Origin of the sequence: Amycolatopsis sp. NPDC026612, from assembly GCF_040638285.1 — a bacterium.
Lineage (GTDB): Bacteria > Actinomycetota > Actinomycetes > Mycobacteriales > Pseudonocardiaceae > Amycolatopsis.
This window is the reverse complement of the sequence record NZ_JBEZYB010000009.1, coordinates 152,047-170,070: the sequence shown is the minus strand read 5'-3', so window position 1 is coordinate 170,070 and position 18,024 is coordinate 152,047. Positions and strand designations below refer to the sequence as shown.

At 72.0% G+C, this 18,024-nt stretch carries 14 protein-coding genes; 4 read left to right on the top strand and 10 right to left on the bottom strand.

Going from position 1 to position 18,024, the window contains the following annotated elements; genetic code table 11:
- Positions 1 to 49: 49 nt before the first annotated feature.
- On the bottom strand, positions 50 to 1,048 hold the full coding sequence (locus tag AB0F15_RS12770) for an IniB N-terminal domain-containing protein (RefSeq protein WP_360269423.1): 999 nt from the start codon (positions 1,046 to 1,048) through the stop codon (positions 50 to 52).
- Positions 1,049 to 1,350: 302 nt separating this feature from the next.
- Between AB0F15_RS12770 and AB0F15_RS12765 the strand changes: the two genes are divergently transcribed.
- Both AB0F15_RS12765 and AB0F15_RS12760 read left to right on the top strand, forming a co-directional pair.
- Positions 1,351 to 2,625 (top strand): molecular chaperone DnaK, encoded by a 1,275-nt coding sequence (locus AB0F15_RS12765; protein WP_360269422.1) that lies wholly within the window; start codon positions 1,351 to 1,353, stop codon positions 2,623 to 2,625.
- A 68-nt stretch (positions 2,626 to 2,693) separates the two neighbouring features.
- Positions 2,694 to 5,066, top strand: coding sequence for a helix-turn-helix transcriptional regulator (locus AB0F15_RS12760; RefSeq protein WP_360269420.1), 2,373 nt, complete (start codon positions 2,694 to 2,696; stop codon positions 5,064 to 5,066).
- 533 nt (positions 5,067 to 5,599) lie between these two features.
- Here the strand turns inward: AB0F15_RS12760 and AB0F15_RS12755 are convergent.
- The 4 genes from AB0F15_RS12755 to AB0F15_RS12740 form a co-directional block, all read right to left on the bottom strand.
- Positions 5,600 to 8,239 carry a fibronectin type III domain-containing protein gene (locus tag AB0F15_RS12755; RefSeq protein WP_360269418.1) on the bottom strand — a complete coding sequence of 880 codons (2,640 nt, stop codon included), beginning with the start codon at positions 8,237 to 8,239 and terminating at the stop codon, positions 5,600 to 5,602.
- 269 nt (positions 8,240 to 8,508) lie between these two features.
- Positions 8,509 to 9,252, bottom strand: a complete 744-nt coding sequence (locus AB0F15_RS12750) for a ferredoxin reductase (RefSeq protein WP_360269417.1) — start codon at positions 9,250 to 9,252, stop codon at positions 8,509 to 8,511.
- The gene (locus AB0F15_RS12745) at positions 9,222 to 9,821 is read right to left on the bottom strand and encodes a sulfite oxidase-like oxidoreductase (RefSeq protein ID WP_360269415.1); all 600 of its coding nucleotides are present in this window, start codon (positions 9,819 to 9,821) and stop codon (positions 9,222 to 9,224) included. The genes AB0F15_RS12750 and AB0F15_RS12745 overlap by 31 nt, the downstream gene beginning before the upstream one ends.
- A gap of 28 nt (positions 9,822 to 9,849) precedes the next feature.
- Positions 9,850 to 10,458 carry a pentapeptide repeat-containing protein gene (locus AB0F15_RS12740; protein ID WP_360269413.1) on the bottom strand — a complete coding sequence of 203 codons (609 nt, stop codon included), beginning with the start codon at positions 10,456 to 10,458 and terminating at the stop codon, positions 9,850 to 9,852.
- 247 nt (positions 10,459 to 10,705) lie between these two features.
- On the opposite strand from AB0F15_RS12740, the gene AB0F15_RS12735 reads away from it, so the two are divergent.
- The gene (locus AB0F15_RS12735) at positions 10,706 to 10,960 is read left to right on the top strand and encodes a hypothetical protein (protein ID WP_103335577.1); all 255 of its coding nucleotides are present in this window, start codon (positions 10,706 to 10,708) and stop codon (positions 10,958 to 10,960) included.
- 76 nt (positions 10,961 to 11,036) lie between these two features.
- On the top strand, positions 11,037 to 11,864 hold the full coding sequence (locus AB0F15_RS12730) for a hypothetical protein (protein ID WP_360269411.1): 828 nt from the start codon (positions 11,037 to 11,039) through the stop codon (positions 11,862 to 11,864).
- A gap of 84 nt (positions 11,865 to 11,948) precedes the next feature.
- Here AB0F15_RS12730 and AB0F15_RS12725 read toward each other — a convergent pair whose 3' ends face one another.
- Genes AB0F15_RS12725 through AB0F15_RS12705 form a run of 5 tightly spaced genes read right to left on the bottom strand, consistent with a single transcriptional unit; the run spans position 11,949 to position 18,019 of the window.
- Positions 11,949 to 13,442 (bottom strand): carboxylesterase family protein, encoded by a 1,494-nt coding sequence (locus AB0F15_RS12725; RefSeq protein WP_360269409.1) that lies wholly within the window; start codon positions 13,440 to 13,442, stop codon positions 11,949 to 11,951.
- Positions 13,442 to 14,863 carry an ATP-binding protein gene (locus tag AB0F15_RS12720; RefSeq protein ID WP_360269407.1) on the bottom strand — a complete coding sequence of 474 codons (1,422 nt, stop codon included), beginning with the start codon at positions 14,861 to 14,863 and terminating at the stop codon, positions 13,442 to 13,444. The genes AB0F15_RS12725 and AB0F15_RS12720 overlap by 1 nt, the downstream gene beginning before the upstream one ends.
- The gene (locus AB0F15_RS12715) at positions 14,860 to 16,515 is read right to left on the bottom strand and encodes an FAD-dependent oxidoreductase (RefSeq protein ID WP_360269405.1); all 1,656 of its coding nucleotides are present in this window, start codon (positions 16,513 to 16,515) and stop codon (positions 14,860 to 14,862) included. The genes AB0F15_RS12720 and AB0F15_RS12715 overlap by 4 nt, the downstream gene beginning before the upstream one ends.
- A gap of 9 nt (positions 16,516 to 16,524) precedes the next feature.
- Positions 16,525 to 17,451, bottom strand: a complete 927-nt coding sequence (locus AB0F15_RS12710) for a ribonuclease Z (RefSeq protein WP_360269404.1) — start codon at positions 17,449 to 17,451, stop codon at positions 16,525 to 16,527.
- A 13-nt stretch (positions 17,452 to 17,464) separates the two neighbouring features.
- The gene (locus AB0F15_RS12705) at positions 17,465 to 18,019 is read right to left on the bottom strand and encodes an HdeD family acid-resistance protein (RefSeq protein ID WP_360269402.1); all 555 of its coding nucleotides are present in this window, start codon (positions 18,017 to 18,019) and stop codon (positions 17,465 to 17,467) included.
- Positions 18,020 to 18,024 lie beyond the last annotated feature (5 nt).

Sequence of the window (18,024 nt, the reverse complement as noted above, 5' to 3'; positions counted from 1 at the left end):
CGCGGCTGCACCCAGACCGCGGGACGGGCACCGGTGACCGGTTCGGGGATCAGTGCCCGATGTGGATGTCGTTGTGCGAGGCGATGTCGCCGAGGTGCAGGTTGCCCAGCGCGTTGTGGCTGACGTCGGCGACGTCGGACACCACGTCGTGGACGGCCGTGCCGTTGCCGCTGGCGAGGTCGCCGACGGCGTTGTGGTCGGCGCTGATGCCGGTGGCGGAAGTCACGGTGGTGGTGACGTCGCCGAGGCCGTGGACGGCGCTGCCGACCTCGCCCGTGACGTGCTTCACGTCGATGTCGCCGGCGCCCTTGAGGATGCCGGAGAAGTCGCCGACGTTGCCCACGACCGAGTTGACCGTGTGGGTGAGGTCACCGCTGACGTCGCCGACGTGCGTGGTGGCCTCGTAGACCGGGGCGGCCGCATTGTTGGAGACGTTGCCCAGCACGCTCTCGCCGAGGCCGCTGACGTCGCCGACCGCGCCGACGGCGGCGCTGTGGTCGACGTCGGTGACCGAGTACACGAGGTTGCCGGCGACCTGGACCGCGTCCAGGCTCGAGCCGAGGTCGCCCGCGCTGCCGAAGGCACCGGTCGGGTCACCGGCCAGCGCGGTCACGCCGGCGGCGGTGGTGGTGAGGTCGTTCACGGCCGGGAGCGAGCCGACGCCCGGAACGGCGGGCAGGCCGAGGTCGCCGACGACCGGCAGCTCGCCGGTGCCCAGGTCGCCGATCCCCGGCAGCGCCGAGGTGGCCGGCAGGCCGAGGCCCGAGGTGAGGGCGGTGAGCTGGTCGATCGCGCCCTGGATGCCGGTGGCGTCGGTGCCGACCGGGGACAGGTCGCCGACGACGGGCAGGCCACCCACGGCCGGGAGGCTGTCGACCGGCACGTAGTCGAGCACCAGCGGGATGACCTCGTGCACGTCGGCGGCGCTGACGTCGCCGAGACCGGCGGCGGCGAGGACGCCCTGCGGGTCCGTCCCGAAGGCCGCCAGCGCGGTCGGGTCGTTGAGCAGGTTCAGGGCGAAGTCGTGCAACGTCTGCACGGAGTCCATGGGGTTTCTCCAGATCCGGTGGTTCGGGGGACGGCAGCGGCCGCAGGGACCGGTGCTCCGTCATCAAGGTAGGGAGACCGTCCCCCAGCGCACATCGGGGATTACTCCGAGTCGCAGTCCGGTCAGCCGATAGGGGATCGATATGTCATCGTTAGGGAGTTAGGGGCTCATCCGAGACGCGCTCAGTTGGGTTAAATCCCTCCAGACCCTTGCCTGACTAACCCGTTTGGGTGAGGATGCCCGGAACCCTAGGGGGATTGCCTGCCCCCGATCGGCCGCCACGACGTGAGGAGGAAGCGCCGTTGCCGTACGTCCTCGGGATCGATGTGGCCCAGGGCCGGACCCACGCCGCGACCTGCCGCCGCCAAGGCCCCGGCTGGGCCGACCCCGAACCCCTCTGGCTGGGGATGCGGTCCCCGGCCGCGGCGTCCGCGTTGTTCCTCGACGACGAGGGTTACCTGCTCACCGGCGACGCGGCCGCGCAGGCCGGCGCCCAGGTCCCGTCCCGGCTGCTCACCGGCTTCCACCGGCGCATCGGCGACGACGTCCCGATGGTCGTCGAAGGGGAGCCGTTCCCGCCCGAGACGCTCACCACCGTGCTCGTCGAAGGGATCGCCGAGCACGCCGCGAACCTGTTCGGCGGCGCCCCGCACCACCTGGTGCTCACCCACCCCGCGGACTGGGGCGGCTACCGCCGCGACGTGCTGCGCCGGGCACTGGCCGACGCCGGCTTCACCGCGGTCACGCTGGTCCCCGGCTCGATCGCGGCGCTCGGCGCGCACCTGCCCGTCCCCGGCCCCGGCGCGCAGGTCGCCGGAGTGTGCGAATTCGGCGCCGACGGCGTGACCGTCACCCTGGCGACGGCGAGCGGCGCCAGTGGCTGGCAGCTCGGCCGGAGTGCCGAAGGCGTCGCCCCGGCGGCCGCGCTCAGCACGCTGTTCGCGCTCGCCGGAGCGGCCTCGACGCCCCCGAAGGGGCTCGCCGGAGTGGTCTTCTGCGGTGACGTCCCCCCGCACGCACTGCCCGCCCGGCCGCCGTGCCCGGTGTTCGCGGGACCGGTTCCGCCGGCCACCGCAGCGCTCGGCGCGGCCGCCCTCGCGGCCCTGCGCGCCGACCGCCGGGAGACACCGCAGGAACCCCCGGCCGTCGAAACCACCTTGCTCCCCAAGGTGGACACGCTCGGTGAGCTCGGCGAGCGGCCACCCCGGCCCCCGGTCGAGATCACACCGTTCGAACTGCCGGAGCGCACCGGTCCCCTGAACCTCTTCCGGCGGCGGCGCCCGTTGGCCGCGGCGATCCTGGTGCTCGCCGCGGCCGTCTCGGCGGTCGCGATCACCGTCACCGCCCGGGACGCCACCGCCGGTCCTGGCGGTGGCGCCGGAGCCGGCACGGGTACGGGCACCGGAGCTGACGTGGACGCTGGTACTGGCGCCCGAACTGGCGTCGGCACCGGCGGCGGTCGCACCAGCGCCGGCATCGGCGGCGGCAGCACTGGTACCGGCGCTGGTACTGGCGCCGGAACTGGCACTGCCGCCTCGCGCGCCCCCGCTCGCTCCCTCGCTGCTCCGCCTCCTTAGCCGCCTCGCCCAGCCATCACCCCTCCTCCCACCCCGAGCCACTGCGCCCCCTCCGGTGAAGGTCACTGTTGAACACACTGCTCACGCAGGTTCCCCCGCTGCACACCGTCCTCGTGCACCCGGCGGCGCGGCAGCTGCTCGATCGGGTCGCCGCCGATCCGGCCGACCCGCTGCGGCTCGCCGTCGTCGCCCCCGGTGGGTACGGCAAGAGCGTCCTGCTCGCCGCGCTCGACCGCCGCTACCGGGCCGCGGGTGTCGAGGCCGTGCTGGTCGACGACGCCGACCGGCTCGGCGCCGCCCAGCTCGAGGAGCTGCTCACCGGCGCGGACGGGCCGATCGTCGTCGCGCACCGGCCGGCTCCGGTGGCGCCCGGCTGGACGCTGCTGCAACTCGGCCCGCTCGGCGTCGGCGACGTCGCGCTGCTGATGGAGTCGCTGACCGGGAAGCCCGCCGATCCGGCGGCCGCGGCCGAGCTGCACGCTCGCAGCGGTGGCGTGCCGCGGCTGGCCGAGCGCGCCCTGCTCGGACGGCTGGAGGAGTTCCGGCCCGAGCTCGACGAGCTCGACGACGACGTGCTCCGCTACCTGATCGCGGCCGAGGCCGGCGCCGGGCGCAACCTCGACCTGCTGTGCGCGCTCCTCGACCGTGGCCCCGACCAGCTGCCCGCCATCGTCGAGGGCGCCCGCGCGACCGGCCTGCTCGCCCCCGACGACACGCTGCTGCCGCTGGCCGCGGCCGCCGTCCGCGACTTCGGCCCTCCCGCCCGCCGGCTGACGACGGTGCAGCGGCTGGTCGAGCTGCAGCGGGCGAACGGCCTCCCGGTGCTCGACCTGGCCCGGTCCCTGCTCGGCACGGGCAGCTCCGGCGCGTCCGCGGCGGCCGCGTTCGCCGCGGCGGCCGCGGAAGCCCTGCCCTTCGACGCCCGGCTGGCCACGCAGCTGTACGAAGCCGCCGCCGAAGCGGGCGACCGCTCTGCCGCCGTCACGGCGGGCTGGGCGCGCGCGGCCGCGTTGTCCGGCGACCTCGACACCGCACTCCAGCTCAGCGACGGGATGCTCGGCGCGGCCGAGGCGGAAACCCGCGCGCTGGGGGCGGAAATCGCGGCGACCGTGCTGGCGCACCGCGGCGAACTGGCTCGTAGCGCCGAGCTGTACCACTGGGCCGGCCGCGCCGACGCTTTTTCGGCGACAGCCATGCTCGGCACGGGCGACTTGGAGGGCGCCCGCCGCCTCCTCGACGCCCCCACCCCCGGCGCCGCGCCGACGCTGTTCGCCGGCGCGGCGACTCGGATGGCGCGCGGCATCGTGGATTCGGTGTCCGGCTGCGCGACGGACACGTTGTCCACGCTGCTCGGCGCGGCCGCGATGCTGGAGCCCGCGCTGGGCGGCACGCTGCTGCCGGACAGTCCCGCCGCGCTGGCCGCGCTCGCCGCCCTGCACACGGGGGAACTGGCGCTGGCCGAGTCCGTGCTGAGCCGGGCGCTGGACGGCGGGATCGGCGGCGACCTCCTGGCCGTGCGGCACCGGTTGCTGCTCGGCTGGGTCGCGATGACGGCGGGCGACCTGGCGACGGCCGCGGAGCACCGCGACGCCGTCGCGGGCCGTCCGCTGGAAGCTCGTGACGAATTGTTCTTCGCGACGTTGGAGCTCGGCCTGGCGCGCCGGGCCAGCGACCTGGTCGGGCTGCAGCGGTCGTGGAACCGGGCGTACCAGGCGTCGATGCGGCAGCAGACGGACTTGTTCACGTTGCTGCCGCTGGGCGAGCTGGCGATCGCCGCGGCCCGCACCGGCGCGTTCGCCAAGCTCGCCGGCCAGTTCGAACGCGCGCACAGTCTGCTGACCCGGCTCGGCGAACCTCCACTGTGGACGGTGTCGCTGGTCTGGCACGAGCTGCACGCGGCGATCACCCTGGAGGACGCGGAAGCGGCCAAGGCGCACCTGGCGACGTTGACCACGCACGCCCACTGCGGCCGCCACCCCCGCGCCCTGGCCACGGCGGCCCAGGGCTGGCTGGCGGTGCTCGGCGGAACGTTCGACCCAGGCGCGATCGCCGCGGCGGCGGCCGAGCTGCACGACCTGGGGCTGCGCTGGGACGCGTCCCGCTTGGCCGGCCAGGCGGCGATCCGCACGTCCGACCGCAAGGCGATGGTCCAGCTCCTGGAGGCAGCCCGCCAGTTCCAGGGCACAGCGGCCCGCCGCGACCCGGGAACGGCGGAACCGGCGTCGGGCACCGGCTTGGCGGCGTTGAGCGAGCGGGAGCTGGAGGTGGCCCGGCTGGTCGTCGAGGGGCTGACGTACAAGCAGGCGGGCAGCAAGCTGTTCATCTCGGGCAAGACGGTGGAGCACCACATGGCCCGGATCCGCGGCAAGCTGGGCGCGGCGGACCGGCGCGAGCTGCTGGCCACGCTGCGGGAACTCCTTTCCCGCCCCGACGCCCCTTGACCGGTCTCGCCGTCGGTTGCCAGCGGTCATGGCAACACGGCCGCCGGTGGCGGTGTCCCGCGTCCGGCTGCGGCCGCTCGGGGTGATCGCGGCGCAGCCCGCGGACGATCCGGTGAGGACTCGACCGCTGCTCCGGCCATCCTGAGCGATCGCCCGCGGCACCTGCGGCCGGCTTCCTGACCTTCGCCCCGAGCCGGCCAGGCCGCAGCCGGCTCCTGCGCCGCGTGCGGCCGAGGTCGGTGGCGAATGGCCCCCGGGCTCGCGGACCCGGTCGGCGAGCCGGACCCGTTCCTCCAGGTTCAGAAACCGTGACGACACCACGACACCGGCGGAGTTGCCGCGGCCCGGACGTTCTGCGGGGCCGGTGGTTCCGAAATTCAGGTGCTGCAGCGACCGCCGGAAACCGCTCTCTCCCGTGGGCCGGCCCCCGTGTCCAGTCTATCGAGGGGGTGCGACGAAAAAGCCGAAAGAGACGGCGACCGGGCCTCGTTGTCCACATCACGGCCGGGCTGTGGACAACGAGGCCGGACGGCTCAGGCGGCTGCTGTCGTCGTGGTGAACGTGGCCGCCGGGCCCGTCCCGGTTGCCGTGATCGCCGCGACCGTGAACGTGTACGCCGTCGCCGGTTTCAGGTTGTCCACCACTCGCGTCATGCCCTTGATCGTCGGCTGGGTGACCAGTGCGTCGCGGCCCTCCACCGGGATCGTGCGGCCGTCGGACACCGTGATCACGTAGGCCAGCACCGGGGTGTTGCCCGCCGCCGCCGGTGGGTTCCATCGGATCGAGGCCGCCGTCGAGTTCGGCAGCGCCCGCGCGCTCGTCGGGACGCCCGGCAGTGCGCTCGGATCCAGTGGGCCGGGAGTCACCGGAGCCGACGGCAGCGAAGGCTCGCTGGTGCCGAAGGCGTTGCGCGCCGCCACTGTCACGGTGTACGCCGTCCCGTCCGCCAATCCGGGCACTTCGGCGTACGCGCGCTTCGAGAAGTCGGCCGCGCTCACCGTCGCCGAGTACGTGCGCCCGCCACCCGACGCGGTCACCACGTAGTCCGTCACCGGCGCGTTGTTGAAGGCGAACGTCGGGTTCCAGGTCGCGTACAGCTTCCCGGCGACGGCGAACGTGCCGACCCGCGACGGTGCCTCGGCCGGGGCCCGCCCGCCGACCGGCCGGGTGAGCAGCCCCCGGTAGGCCGGTTCGAGGCCCGCGTTCGCGACGATCGCGGCCGGGGCGTCCGCCGGGCGCCCCAGGATCTGGTTGCCGCGGGTGATCGCGCCCTTGTCGACCTTGTCCCGGTCGCCCTGCTCCCAGTAGTTGCCCTCGATCAGCGTCGGATCGTTGTTGCCGAGGTCGTCGCGGTAGTCGACGTGCACCGTGCCGACGTTGAAGTACGCCGCGCCGTACAGGACGTTGCCGCGGATCGTCTCGTAAGTGTTGCCGTTGTCGGTGTAGACGCTCTTGCCGAGACCCCACTGGTCGTGGATGACGTTGCCGGTGACCTTTTCGCCGTCGTCCAGCGAGGTGCCGGTGATGCCCTGGGTGTAGACACCGCCGCCGTCGTCGAGCATCTGCATGTAGTCGAAGATCAGGTTGTCCGACACGACGTTGTCGTGCGACAGGTTCGGCGTTGCGGGCCGCTTGATCTTGTCCGGCCAGCCACCCCAGCCCACCGAGATCGCCGAGTAGCCGACGTGGTCGATCTGGTTGTGGGAAATGGTGTTCCGCACGGTGTAGCCGTTGACGATCGGGACCCCACCGTGGAACTCGCGCGGCAGGCCGTAGAGGTGGTTGTCGGTGACCTGCACGTCCCGCACGACGTCGGCGTCGGTGTCCGTGGTCGGTTTGTCGACGCCGCCGACCTGCACGCCGTTGCCGGAGATGTCGGTGAAGACGTCGCCGCGCACCTGGGATTCCTTGGTGCCGTCGATGAGATCCAGCCCGGCCCCGCCGAGGTGGGCGAACACGCTGTCGCTGAATTCGACACGCCGGCCGCGCGAAACGGAGACATTGGCGGGTTCCCGCGTCCACGAGGCGTACGGGCAGGTGCCGCCGGGCACGAACTGGCACAGGCCCTGCACGGCCCAGCCGTCGGCGCCGGTGATCGTGTACCCCGCCTGGATTTCCGAGAAGCCTTCGGGCGACGAGGGCGTCAGCCACGTCGCGTAGGAGTAGCGCAGCCCGCGGAAGGCGACGTCGTGGATCGGTGCGTCGGCCGTGCCCCGGGCGTCGACGAGCTTCTCCAGCACCGGCATTTCGACGTCCGCGCGGCGCAGGTCCTGGCCGGGCTTCGGCAGGTAGTAGACGACGTGGGCGGATCGGTCGAGGTACCACTCGCCCGGGGTGTCGAGCAGTTCGAAGGCGTTCTCGGCGTAGGTCGGGTGCCGCCCGTTGGTGAGGTCGGCCGGCCCGACCATGTTCACGCTGCGGCCCGGGATGTCCGGGAACAGCACGCGTTTCGTCGAGTTGTCCCAGCACGGCTGCGCCATCGTGATCGTGGTGCCCTGGACGGCGGCGAGCGGACAGCGCGGCTCGGTCCACTGGCCGAGGCCGTCGCGCTTGACGTTCCACAGCGCTTCGCCCGAGACGTACACGAACTCGACGTCCTTCGGGTTGCGCCAGTGCGCGAGCGTGTCCGCACTCGCGGTGTAGCCGGTGGCGGTGGCCTGGACGGTCACCGGCAGCGGCCCCCGCGCACGCTGCTCGCGCACGCCGTCGACGTACAGCTGCCGGGTGTTGTCCAGCCCGGCCGGCGCGGGCGCGGCCAACAGCCCGGGACGGCCCGGAACCGGCCGCCAGCCGGTGACGCGCACGCCGCCGTTCAATTCGGTGTCACCGCTGCCCTGCCAGATGACGCGGTGCCCGTTGCCGCCGGAGTCCCTGGCGTCGAGCCGCAACGGCGCGCCCAGCCGGAAGACCCCGGGAGCCAGGTGCACGGTGAGATCCCGCGTCAGGTGCGGCGCCCGTTGCCGCACGAGGTCCCGGGCCCGGTCGAGCGTCCGGACGGGGTGGCCGGCGGTGCCGGAAGCATGATCGGATCCGGCGGGCGAGACGTAGACATCCCGGCTCACGGCCCCGGTATCGGCCGCGGCCACCGGGCCGGTCGTGGCGAGCAGCGAGCCCGCCGCCAGGAGAACGGTCACCACGGTGCGGCGCCGCGTCGAGCCCCACTTGGTCAGCATGGGGAAAACATAGGATCTCTCGGGGTCGATGTCGACAATTTCCCGCTCAGCGGGGCACGCGGTCGCCCATTCATCGGATGCCTGGACCGGCCCGCTCGGCGGTGGTGGGAGCGGTGCCCGGCCACCGACCCAGCCGGGTCGCCGCAACCGAAGCCTGCGGCCACCCGGCCGCCTCGCGGTCGAGGCTGGGCCGGCAAGCCGGGGCCAGGCGCTCCCCGGCCGACGCCACACCCGCACGTGCGCGGGCGGGCGACGCGGTGGCCGGGTGCTCAGTCGCGGCTGGGGCCGAACCGTTCCGTGCGGATGCGGTGCGGGTCGTGGCCGAGCGCGACCAGGATGTCCGCGACCGTCTCCACGAAGCCCGTCGGACCGCAGACGAAGCACGATGCGCCGAACTCCGCCGGCCAGCCCGCCGTGTTCAGCGCCGCCACGTCGATGCGCCGCGGAATGCCCGGGCGGTCTTCGGGCAGCTCCCGCGTGTAGATGTACGTGACGTCCACGCCCGCCATGGGCGTGCGCAGTTCGTCGGCGTAGTACAGCTCGGCCGGGGTGCGCAACGAGTAGATCAGCTTGAACGGCGTGCGGACCCCCGCCGCGCGGCGGGCGCGGATCATCGCCATCAGCGGCACGATCCCGGAACCGCCCGCGACGAGGAGCACCGGCGCCGGATCCGTCGGCCGCCAGGCGAACCAGCCGCCGACCGGCCCGCGGATCTCGACGGGGTCGCCGATCGCGTACGGGCCGGCGAGGTGCTCGGACACCTCGCCGCCGGGGACGCGCTGCACCGTCAGCTCCACCCGGTGGCCGTCGGCGGGCGCGGCGAGTGAATAGCTGCGCTGCGCGCGATAGCCGTCCGCGGCCGTGAGCCGGACGTCGACGTGCTGGCCCGCGAGGTGCCCGGGCCAGCCGGGCAGGTCGAAGACGAGCGTGCGCGCCGTCGGCGTCTCGTCGCGGATACCGGCCAGGCGGGCGACCCGCCAGGCTAGTCGCCCTGATACCGCTGTTCGCGCCATGGATCCCCGTAGTCGTGGTAGCCGGCGTTCTCCCAGAAGCCCGGCTCGTCCCGGGTCTTCAGTTCCAGCCCGCGCACCCACTTCGCGGACTTCCAGAAGTACAGGTGCGGCACGAGCAGCCGCGCCGGGCCGCCGTGCTCGGGGGTCAGCGGCTGGCCGCCGTACTCGTAAACGATCCAGGCCTGGCCGTCGAGCAGGTCGGCCAGCGGCAGGTTCGTCGTGTACCCGCCGTAGGCGTGCACCATGACGTAGTCGGCTTCGGTGTCGAGCCCGCCGACCAGCGTGTCGACCGAGACCCCGCGCCACCGGGTGTCCAGTTTGGACCACTGGGTGACGCAGTGGATGTCCACTGTGGGCTTCTCGCTGGGCAGCGCCATCAGCCCGGCCCAGTTCCAAGCGTGCTTCTCCCCCGCCTCGGTGGTGACGGTGAACTCCCACGTCTCGGTGCGCACGCGCGGAGTGGGGCCCGCCGACAGCACGGGAAAGTCCTCGGCCAGGTACTGCCCCGGCGGCAGACGCGGGTTGCCGCTGCGCGCCCGGCCCTGGAAACCCGGTGTCACGACTCCCATACGGCCCTCCGTTCCGATCGCGCCGAGCCTACGCCCGGACCTGCAGCCCCAGCGACGTGACGAGCACCGCAGCCTGGTCGGGTGACACGATCGCGCCCGCCAGCTCGGAGTTCAGCGGGTCGAGCGCCGAGAGGTCACTGCCCCGCAGCTCGGCACGCGGCAGCTTGACGGCGTGCAGTGCCGCCCCGGACAGGTCGACGTCGGCGAACACCGCGCCGCCGCAATCCGCCCCGGCGAGGTCGGCCTCCCGCATCCGCACCCCCTGGAAGGTGACGCCTCGCAGGTCGGCGCCCGCCAGCCCGGCGAACGACCAGTCCCCGCCGGTGACCCGCAGCGGCCGCAGCTCGCACTCGCCGAACGTGGCGCCGACGAGCTTGCACCCGGTGAATTCGGCGTCGAAGAAGTTGCACCGCTTGAAGGTGCAGCCGGTGAACGCCGAGTCCGAGTGCCGCGACGCGTTGAAGCGCACGTTGCCGAACACGCAGTCGGTGAACACCGAGTTCCGGGTCACCGCCTCCGAAAAGTCGACCTCGCGGAACTCGCACCGCACGTAGTGCTGCCCGGTGATCTCCTCCCCGTACCAGTCATCGCGGAAGAACCGCTGCTCCTCGACGGGATCGTGCGCAACCTCGGACATGCCGCCAGGCTAACGGCAGACCCGAAGCCGTGGCCCGGCTGCTGGGTGCCGCGAGACCGGCGCACCCAGCCGGACGACTCGCTTACCTGGGCGCTCAGCTGCTCACCGACCGTGCCGAAGAGCTGCCAGAGAGCAACAAAAGGGGCCGAACGGCGCAATCTGGGCCCAAAGCGTTTGATCAGTCACCCGATCCGGGAATTTTCGCGACATGTCTCCTTGGCGAACCACCACCAGACGGAACACGGCCGTGCGGGTCATCACGGCGATCGGCGCGATCTTCGCGGGGATCGAAGTTCTTTACATGATCATGGTGCTCGCCGGTGCGAACGCCGGCAACGCCTTCTTCCAGTTCATCAAGTCACTGGCGGTTCCTCTCGCCTTGTTCTGGCCCGGTTTGTTCCCGGTGGACAACCCCAGCCTCGCCGTGATCCTCGACTTCGGCTTGGCCGCGGTGTTCTGGCTGGTCATCACCGGCATCATCGCCCGCTTCGCCGGCCGGTGACCGGAAAGGATCCGCTGACCCACCCGGGAACCACCCGCCGTCGCCTCCGCCGGTGCCCTTGGGCGACACTGGACGGATGAGCGACGGCAGGTGGTTCGACGGTTGGTCACCGTGGCCCGAGCTTGCCGGGCTGGCCGCGGCCGGGCGTTCCCTGCTCCCGAACGTCCCGGTCACGCCGGCCGCCTTGGCGCGCACCGTCACCGAGCAGCTCGTCGGCCGCAGGCTGACCGCGAAGGTGGGTGGCCACGAGGTCGGCCTCACCCTCGCCGAACTCGACTACCCGGCCGACAACCTCCGGCTGGCCACCGGCCGGATCGGCAACGTCCGGATCGTCGCCGAGGACGTCGATTGGCCCGAGCCGGAAGCCGATGGTGACGGCGAGCCCGGAACCATTCCGCTGCGCCGCGTCACCGTGCTCGCCGAAGACGTCCGCTTCCGCTCCCTGCCCACGCCGGCCGCCAAACCCGCGCGGGTGCAGCTGGCGATCGCGGTGTCCGCCGACGTGTTCCGGGACCGGGTGGCGAAAGTCCGCCCCGGGATCGTCGCGTCCCCGGCCGACGGCGGGCTGCAGATCCACTGGGCCAAGCGGCCGCACTGGGGACACCTGACCCTCCGCCCCCAGGTGGTCGACGACGGTGTGGTGCTCGTGCCGCAGACCCTCCACATCGGACGGAAGCAGCTGCGGCCGCCCCGCCGCTTCCAGCCCATCGTGCTTCCCCTGCCGGAACTGCCGCCCGGCTTGAAACTGACGAAGGTGGAGCCGCGGCACGACGAACTCGTGCTGCACACCGTGGCGGAGGAATGGCCGGACCGCCTCTCCCGCATTCCCCTGACGGACCTGTTGAGCTGGCTGACGACCGCCGCGATGACGCTGACCCTGCCGAAACTCGGTGCGCGTTCATGACTTCCCCTCCCTGGTGAGCCGGACACCGACCACGCTACTCGAACGCGCGTTCGAACATCATCACTCACAGGGGTGGAGCCGGAATCACGTCACCGGAAACCAGGTGCCGGACGTCCATTCCGCGTCGCCCCAGGCCTTTCGCTCGTCGGCCCGCGGGTCGAGCTCCAGATCGGTGTCTTCCCGGAAGACCAGCACCGGCCGCAATTCGGGGCCGTACAACGGCCATTCGGGACCGTCGGCGGACGCGACGCCGTCGCGGACGAACCGCACCCAGCAGCGGTGGATGAGCAACGCCGCACGCTCGCGCGCCGGATTCACCGCGGTCGCCTGGGAGTACAGCGGAAGCGGCACTTTCCAGGCCATCGTGGTCTCGGTGCCGTGGCCACCGTCGAGCTGCTCGGGCACCCCGGGCGCGGCGATGTCGATGCGGTAGCGGTAAACGGGAGCGTGCGCGGACTGCGCGTCGGCGAGCCGCTGCGTCGGAATGCCGTACCGTTCGTCGCCCATCGCGGCGATCTTCGCCGATTTCAGGTCGGGAACGCGCCGCAGATACGTCTCCAGAAGCCGCGAAGCGCCTTCGTCGCCGAGGATTCCGGAAAGGACGTCCTGTGCGGGAGCGGTCGCGACGTCTTCGCCGAGCATCATCGCGTACGTGCTGCCTTCGTTGCTGTTGCAGCCCACCAGCAACCGGATCCCCGCCGCGCTCCCCCGCCGGATCGGCCCGATCGGCACCTCGGGCAGCACCCGCGGGTGCAGCGTCGGCCGCCAGAGCCACAGCGCCTGGAACCCGCTCAGGATCCGCTCCTGCGCCTCGACGAACTCCTTCGCCGGCAGCCCACGCAAAGCAACGATGTCGTGGCAGCCCACTTCGTCGAGCAGGCGCCGCGCCAGCGCCGTCCCGGCTTCCGGCGTCGCCACGTGGTCGGCGCCGCCGCTGCTGCTGATCGCCTGCGCGAACAGGCCCGCACCCAGCGGGCTGCCCATCAGGTTCCCGACGCTCTTGGCTCCCGCCGAAACGCCGTACACGGTGATCCGCGCCGGGTCGCCGCCGAACGCGGAAACGTTGCGGCGCACCCAGTTCAACGCCTCGATCTGGTCCAGCAGGCCGCAGACGCCGGCATCCGCTTCGGACTCGCCGAAGATCCCGCCGAGGTACAGGAACCCGAGCGAACCGAGCCGGTAGTTGATCGTGACGACGACGATCCCGGCGCGCGCGAACTCCTCGCCGTCGCCCAGCTGCTCGCCGTGGCCGACGCGGTACCCGCCGCCGTGCAGCCAGAACAGCACCGGCCACCCGCCCGCCGGCGCGGGTCCGTCGGGGGTGCACACGTTGAGGTACAGGCAGTCCTCGTCGCACCCGGCGGACGGGTTCATCGGGTCCGGCGCCTGCATCGCGTGCGGGCCGTATTCGGTGGCGACGTGCACCCCGCGCGGCAGCGACGGCGGCTGCGGTGCCTTCCACCGCAGCTCGCCGGTCGGCGGGCGGGCGTACGGGATCCCGCGCCAGATGCGGACGCCGTCACCCGCCAGTCCTGCCAGCGCCCCGAATTCGGTCGTGACCGTCGGGACGGAAGCCATCAGAGCGAGGCCTGCTCGACCGTCGGCAGGCAGACCTCGAACCGGGTGTTCCCCGGCTCGGACTCGACGCGCAGGTCGCCCTGGTGCCGTTCGACGACGATCTTCCACGAGATGTCCAGGCCCAGCCCGGTGCCCTCGCCGACCGGCTTGGTCGTGAAGAACGGCTCGAAGATCCGCGGCTTGATGTCCGCGGGAATGCCCGGGCCGGTGTCCCCGACCTCGACCCGGATCTGGTCGTCGACGCGCCAGGTCCGCAGGGTCAGCGTGCCGTCGCCCTTCATCGCGCCGAGGGCGTTGTCGATGATGTTCGTCCAGACCTGGTTCAGCTCGGCCGGGTACGCCGGGATCTTCGGCAGGGTGCGGTCGTACTCCTTGACGACGCGGACGCCGTCGCCGATCTTGCCGGACAGCATCACGAGCGTGGAGTCGAGGCCGTCGTGGACGTCGACCCACTGGTGCGGCGCCCGGTCCATCTGCGAGTACTGCTTGGCCTTGCCGACCAGCGCGGAGATCCGGGTCGTGGAGTCCTCGATCTCGCCCATCAGCATCTCGGTTTCGAGCGCGTAGGCGAGCCAGCGGACGGCGCCGTCCATGAAGGTGTCGCCGACCTGTTCCAGCACGTTGTCCAGATCCGCCGTGGTGAGCCCGGCCCGGACGTAGATGTCGGCGAGGTCCCAGCCGCCGTCGATGCCGTGGTCGTCGAACCAGTCACCGATCTGGTCCTCGCGGTCGGACTGCTGCATCGCGGTCAGCTTCTCCGCCTGCACGACCTGCTTGACCAGGCGTTCCTGGACGTCGATGAGCTGGTAGAGCAGCTCCGGTTCGATGTCTTTCTTGGCCAGGAAGGCGAGCTTGTGCCGCATCCCGGCGACGCGTTCGCGCAGGGCGGACGTCGCCCGGACGGCGGCCGCCGCCGGGTTGTTCAGCTCGTGCGTCAGGCCGGCCGAGAGCTCGCCGAGCGCCAGCAGACGCCGGCGTGAGCCGATCACCGTGTCGCTGTTGCGCCAGCCGAGGTACATGCCCTCCAGCAGGTGCGTCGCCATCGGGAACCACCGGCGGAACTGGATGGCGAACTCCGCCGCGGGCAGTGTGAGCAGGGTCAGGTCGCTCAGCGCCTGCACCGAAGCGCCGTAGTGGTGCTCGGCCTCCTGGTGCACGAAGAACTGCGTCGCGCCGAAGTAGGCGCCGCGCTGATCGGAGCGGTTGGTCTCGACCTCGGTGCCGCTGACCAGCCGCGTCATCCGGACCGCGCCGTTCAGGATCACGTAGAAGCAGGTCGCTTCGTCACCCTCACGGATGACGAAGGTGTCGCCCGAGTACTGCTCGATCGCGCCGTTGGCGGCGACCCAGTCGAGCTGGTCTTCGGAAAGGTGTTCGAACAGGAAGAGGCCGCGAAGCTCTTCCCGCGGCAGTGCGCTCATTGTTCCTCCAGGTACCGGTGTACCAGCGTCACGGCCATCGCGCCCTCGCCGACCGCGGACGCCACCCGCTTGACCGACTGGGACCGCACGTCACCGGCCACGAACACGCCGGGGATCGACGACTCGAGGTAGTGCGGATCACGGTCGAGCGGCCAGCCCGCCGGCCGCCGCTGCCCGGCGGTCAGCAGGTCGGGGCCGGTGCGGACGAAGCCGTATTCGTCGCGGTGGATGCCCTCGCCGAGCCAGTCCGTGCGCGGGGCGGCCCCGATGAAGATGAACAGGTGCCCGGTCTCGACCGTCTCGGTGACGCCGTTTTCGCACAGCGTGAGCTGCTCGAGGTGCCCGTCGCCGTGCACCTGCTTGACCGTGGTGTGCGTGCGGACGTGGATGTTCTCGATGCCGGCGATCTGCTCGATCAGGTAGTGCGACATCGACGCCTCCAGCGAGGAGCCACGCACCAGGATCGTGACGTCGCTGGCGTGCCGGGAGAAGAACACCGCGGCCTGCCCGGCCGAGTTGGCGCCGCCGACGATGTAGACGTGCTCGCCCTTGCACTCGGGCGCTTCGGTCGCGGCCGAGCCGTAGTAGACGCCGCGGCCGGTCAGCTCCTCGATGCCCTCGGCGGCCAGCGCGCGGTAGTTGACGCCGCTGGCCAGGATCACCGAGTGCGCGGCGATCTCACTGCCGTCGCCGAAGGTGATCACCCGCTGCGAACCGCGGGCCTCCAGGCCGACGACGTCACGCGCGGTCAGCACCTCGGCGCCGAACTTCTGCGCCTGGCGCCGTGCGCGGTCGGTCAGCTGCGCGCCCGAAACGCCGTCGGGGAAGCCGAGGTAGTTCTCGATGCGCGAACTCGTGCCCGCCTGGCCGCCGGTGGCCTTCTTCTCGACGAGCACCGTGCGCAGGCCTTCGGAGGCGCCGTACACCGCGGCGCCGAGGCCGGCGGGACCGCCGCCGATGACGACGAGGTCGTAGAACTCCTGCGCCGGCCGCGTCGACAAACCGACCGCGTCGGCGATCTCGCTGCCGCTCGGGTTCTTGAGGACGGTGCCGTCCGGCGTGACGACCACCGGGATGTCGGCCTCGGTGGCCTCGGCGGCCTGCAGCAGGCGCTTGCCCTCGTCCTCCTCGACGGAGTACCAGCGGTACGGCACGGCGTTGCGCGCGAGGAAGTCGCGCATGTGGAACGACGGCGACGAGTACTTGTGGCCGAGGAGCTTGACCTCCTCGACCGGCCGGTCGCCGACCGCCTTCCACGTCTCGACCAGCGCGTCGATCACCGGGTAGAGCTTCTCCTCCGGCGGGTCCCACGGCTTGAGCAGGTAGTGGTCGACGTCGACGACGTTGATCGCCTGGATCGCGGCGTCGGTGTCGGCGTAGGCGGTCAGCAGGGCACGGCGGGCGTGCGGGAACAGGTCCATCGCCTTCTCGAGGAAGGCGATCCCGTCCATCTGGGGCATCCGGTAGTCGGCGAGGATCGCCGCGACGGCGTCGCCGCGCAGCTTGATCTCGCGCAGCGCGTCGAGGGCGTCCTGGCCCGAGTCGGCGCGGATGACGCGGTAGTCCTTCCCGTAACGCCGGCGCAGGTCACGGGCGACCGAGCGGGACACGGCGGGATCGTCGTCGACGGTCATCAGGATCGGCTGGCTCACGATTGCAGCCTACGGCTCCCGGTGCCCGGCTGGGGAGGACCGCCGTTTCGGCACCTGGACCCGCTCCAGGTCCTCGGCGACCACGATCTCGCCGTCGAACTCGGCGCCGGCTTCTTCCCGGAACCGCGCGGGATCGGGGTAGCGCTGCGAGAAGTGGGTCAAGACGAGCTGCCGGACACCCGACTCGGCGGCCACCCGCGCGGCCTGCTGCGCGGTCAGGTGCCCGAAGTCGCGGGCGAGGTGGGTGTCCTCGGCGAGGAAGGTCGACTCGATCACCAGCATGTCGGCGTCTTCGGCGAGCGCGTACACCGCGTCGCACAGCCGGGTGTCCATCACGAACGCGAAGCGCTGACCGGGCCGGTGGACGCTGACGTCCTCGATCGTGGTGTGCCCGAGCCGGCCTTCCCGCTGCAGCCGGCCGACGTCCGGGCCCTGGATGCCGCGCTCGCGCAGCCGCTCGGGGAGCATGGTCCGGCCGTCCGGCTCCACCAGCCGGTAGCCGAACGCCTCGACCGGGTGACTCAGCCGGCGCGCTTCGAGGGAGACCTTCCCGGTGGCGATCGGGCCGTCCTCGGTGATCGGCTGTTCTCGCAGGTCAGCCTGTTCGTAGAACGCCGTCGCGTGCCTCATCCGCTCGAAGTAGTGCGCGCCGGACGCCGGGAAGTGGGCGTGGACCGGGTGGCCGACCTTGTCCAGCGACAGCCGCTGGATCACCCCGGGCAGGCCGAGGCTGTGGTCGCCGTGGAAGTGCGTGACGCAGATCCGCGTGAGGTCCGTGGCGGCCACGCCGGCCCGCAGCATCTGCCGCTGGGTGCCTTCGCCGGGGTCGAAGAGGATGCCCTCGCCGTCCCAGCGCAGGAGGTAGCCGTTCTGGTTGCGGTGACGCGTGGGCACCTGGCTCGCGGTGCCCAGCACCACCAGTTCGCGGGTCGACACCCCCGCACGGTACTCAGGCTGCGAGCTTGCGCAGGCGGAAGGCGAGCACCGACAGCACGATCCCGTACAGCAGCGCGTAAATCCCGACGAGCAGCGCGATGCCGTACGCGCCGGCGATCGGGTTGAGCACGATCAGGACGCCGGCGACCACGGAGATCGCGCCGGCCGCGATGAGGAACGCCTCGCCGCGGATCTGCTTGCGCAACCGGATCGCCGCGGCGATTTCGGCGATCCCGGTGATGATCGCCCAGAAGCCGACCAGCAGGGCCAGCAGCAGCACGGTGATCCCGGGCCACACCAGCACGAGGATCCCGGCGACGATGCCGAGCGCGCCGAGAACGCCGTAGGCCACGCGGTGGGCGGTGTCACCCGGGCGGAACGCCTGCATCAGGCCGCCGATGCCGTCGACGATCGCGTACACGCCGTACAGGATCGCCAGGACGAGCACGGTGGCGCCGGGCCAGATCAGCGCGAAGAGCCCGAAGAGCACGGCGAACGCGCCGCGGACGGCGGCGATCGGCCAGGCTTTGCGGGGTTCGACGACGGTGAACGCTGCGAAGGAGGTCATCTGCC

What these genes read in the sequence shown, in the direction of transcription:
- AB0F15_RS12745 (WP_360269415.1), bottom strand. Translation starts at nt 9,821, where the DNA reads ATGGGAGTCGTGACACCGGGTTTCCAGGGCCGGGCGCGCAGCGGCAAC.
- AB0F15_RS12730 (WP_360269411.1), top strand. Translation starts at nt 11,037, where the DNA reads ATGAGCGACGGCAGGTGGTTCGACGGTTGGTCACCGTGGCCCGAGCTT.
- AB0F15_RS12720 (WP_360269407.1), bottom strand. Translation starts at nt 14,863, where the DNA reads ATGAGCGCACTGCCGCGGGAAGAGCTTCGCGGCCTCTTCCTGTTCGAA.
- AB0F15_RS12705 (WP_360269402.1), bottom strand. Translation starts at nt 18,019, where the DNA reads ATGACCTCCTTCGCAGCGTTCACCGTCGTCGAACCCCGCAAAGCCTGG.
- AB0F15_RS12750 (WP_360269417.1), bottom strand. Translation starts at nt 9,252, where the DNA reads ATGGCGCGAACAGCGGTATCAGGGCGACTAGCCTGGCGGGTCGCCCGC.
- AB0F15_RS12755 (WP_360269418.1), bottom strand. Translation starts at nt 8,239, where the DNA reads ATGCTGACCAAGTGGGGCTCGACGCGGCGCCGCACCGTGGTGACCGTT.
- AB0F15_RS12740 (WP_360269413.1), bottom strand. Translation starts at nt 10,458, where the DNA reads ATGTCCGAGGTTGCGCACGATCCCGTCGAGGAGCAGCGGTTCTTCCGC.
- AB0F15_RS12770 (WP_360269423.1), bottom strand. Translation starts at nt 1,048, where the DNA reads ATGGACTCCGTGCAGACGTTGCACGACTTCGCCCTGAACCTGCTCAAC.
- AB0F15_RS12725 (WP_360269409.1), bottom strand. Translation starts at nt 13,442, where the DNA reads ATGGCTTCCGTCCCGACGGTCACGACCGAATTCGGGGCGCTGGCAGGA.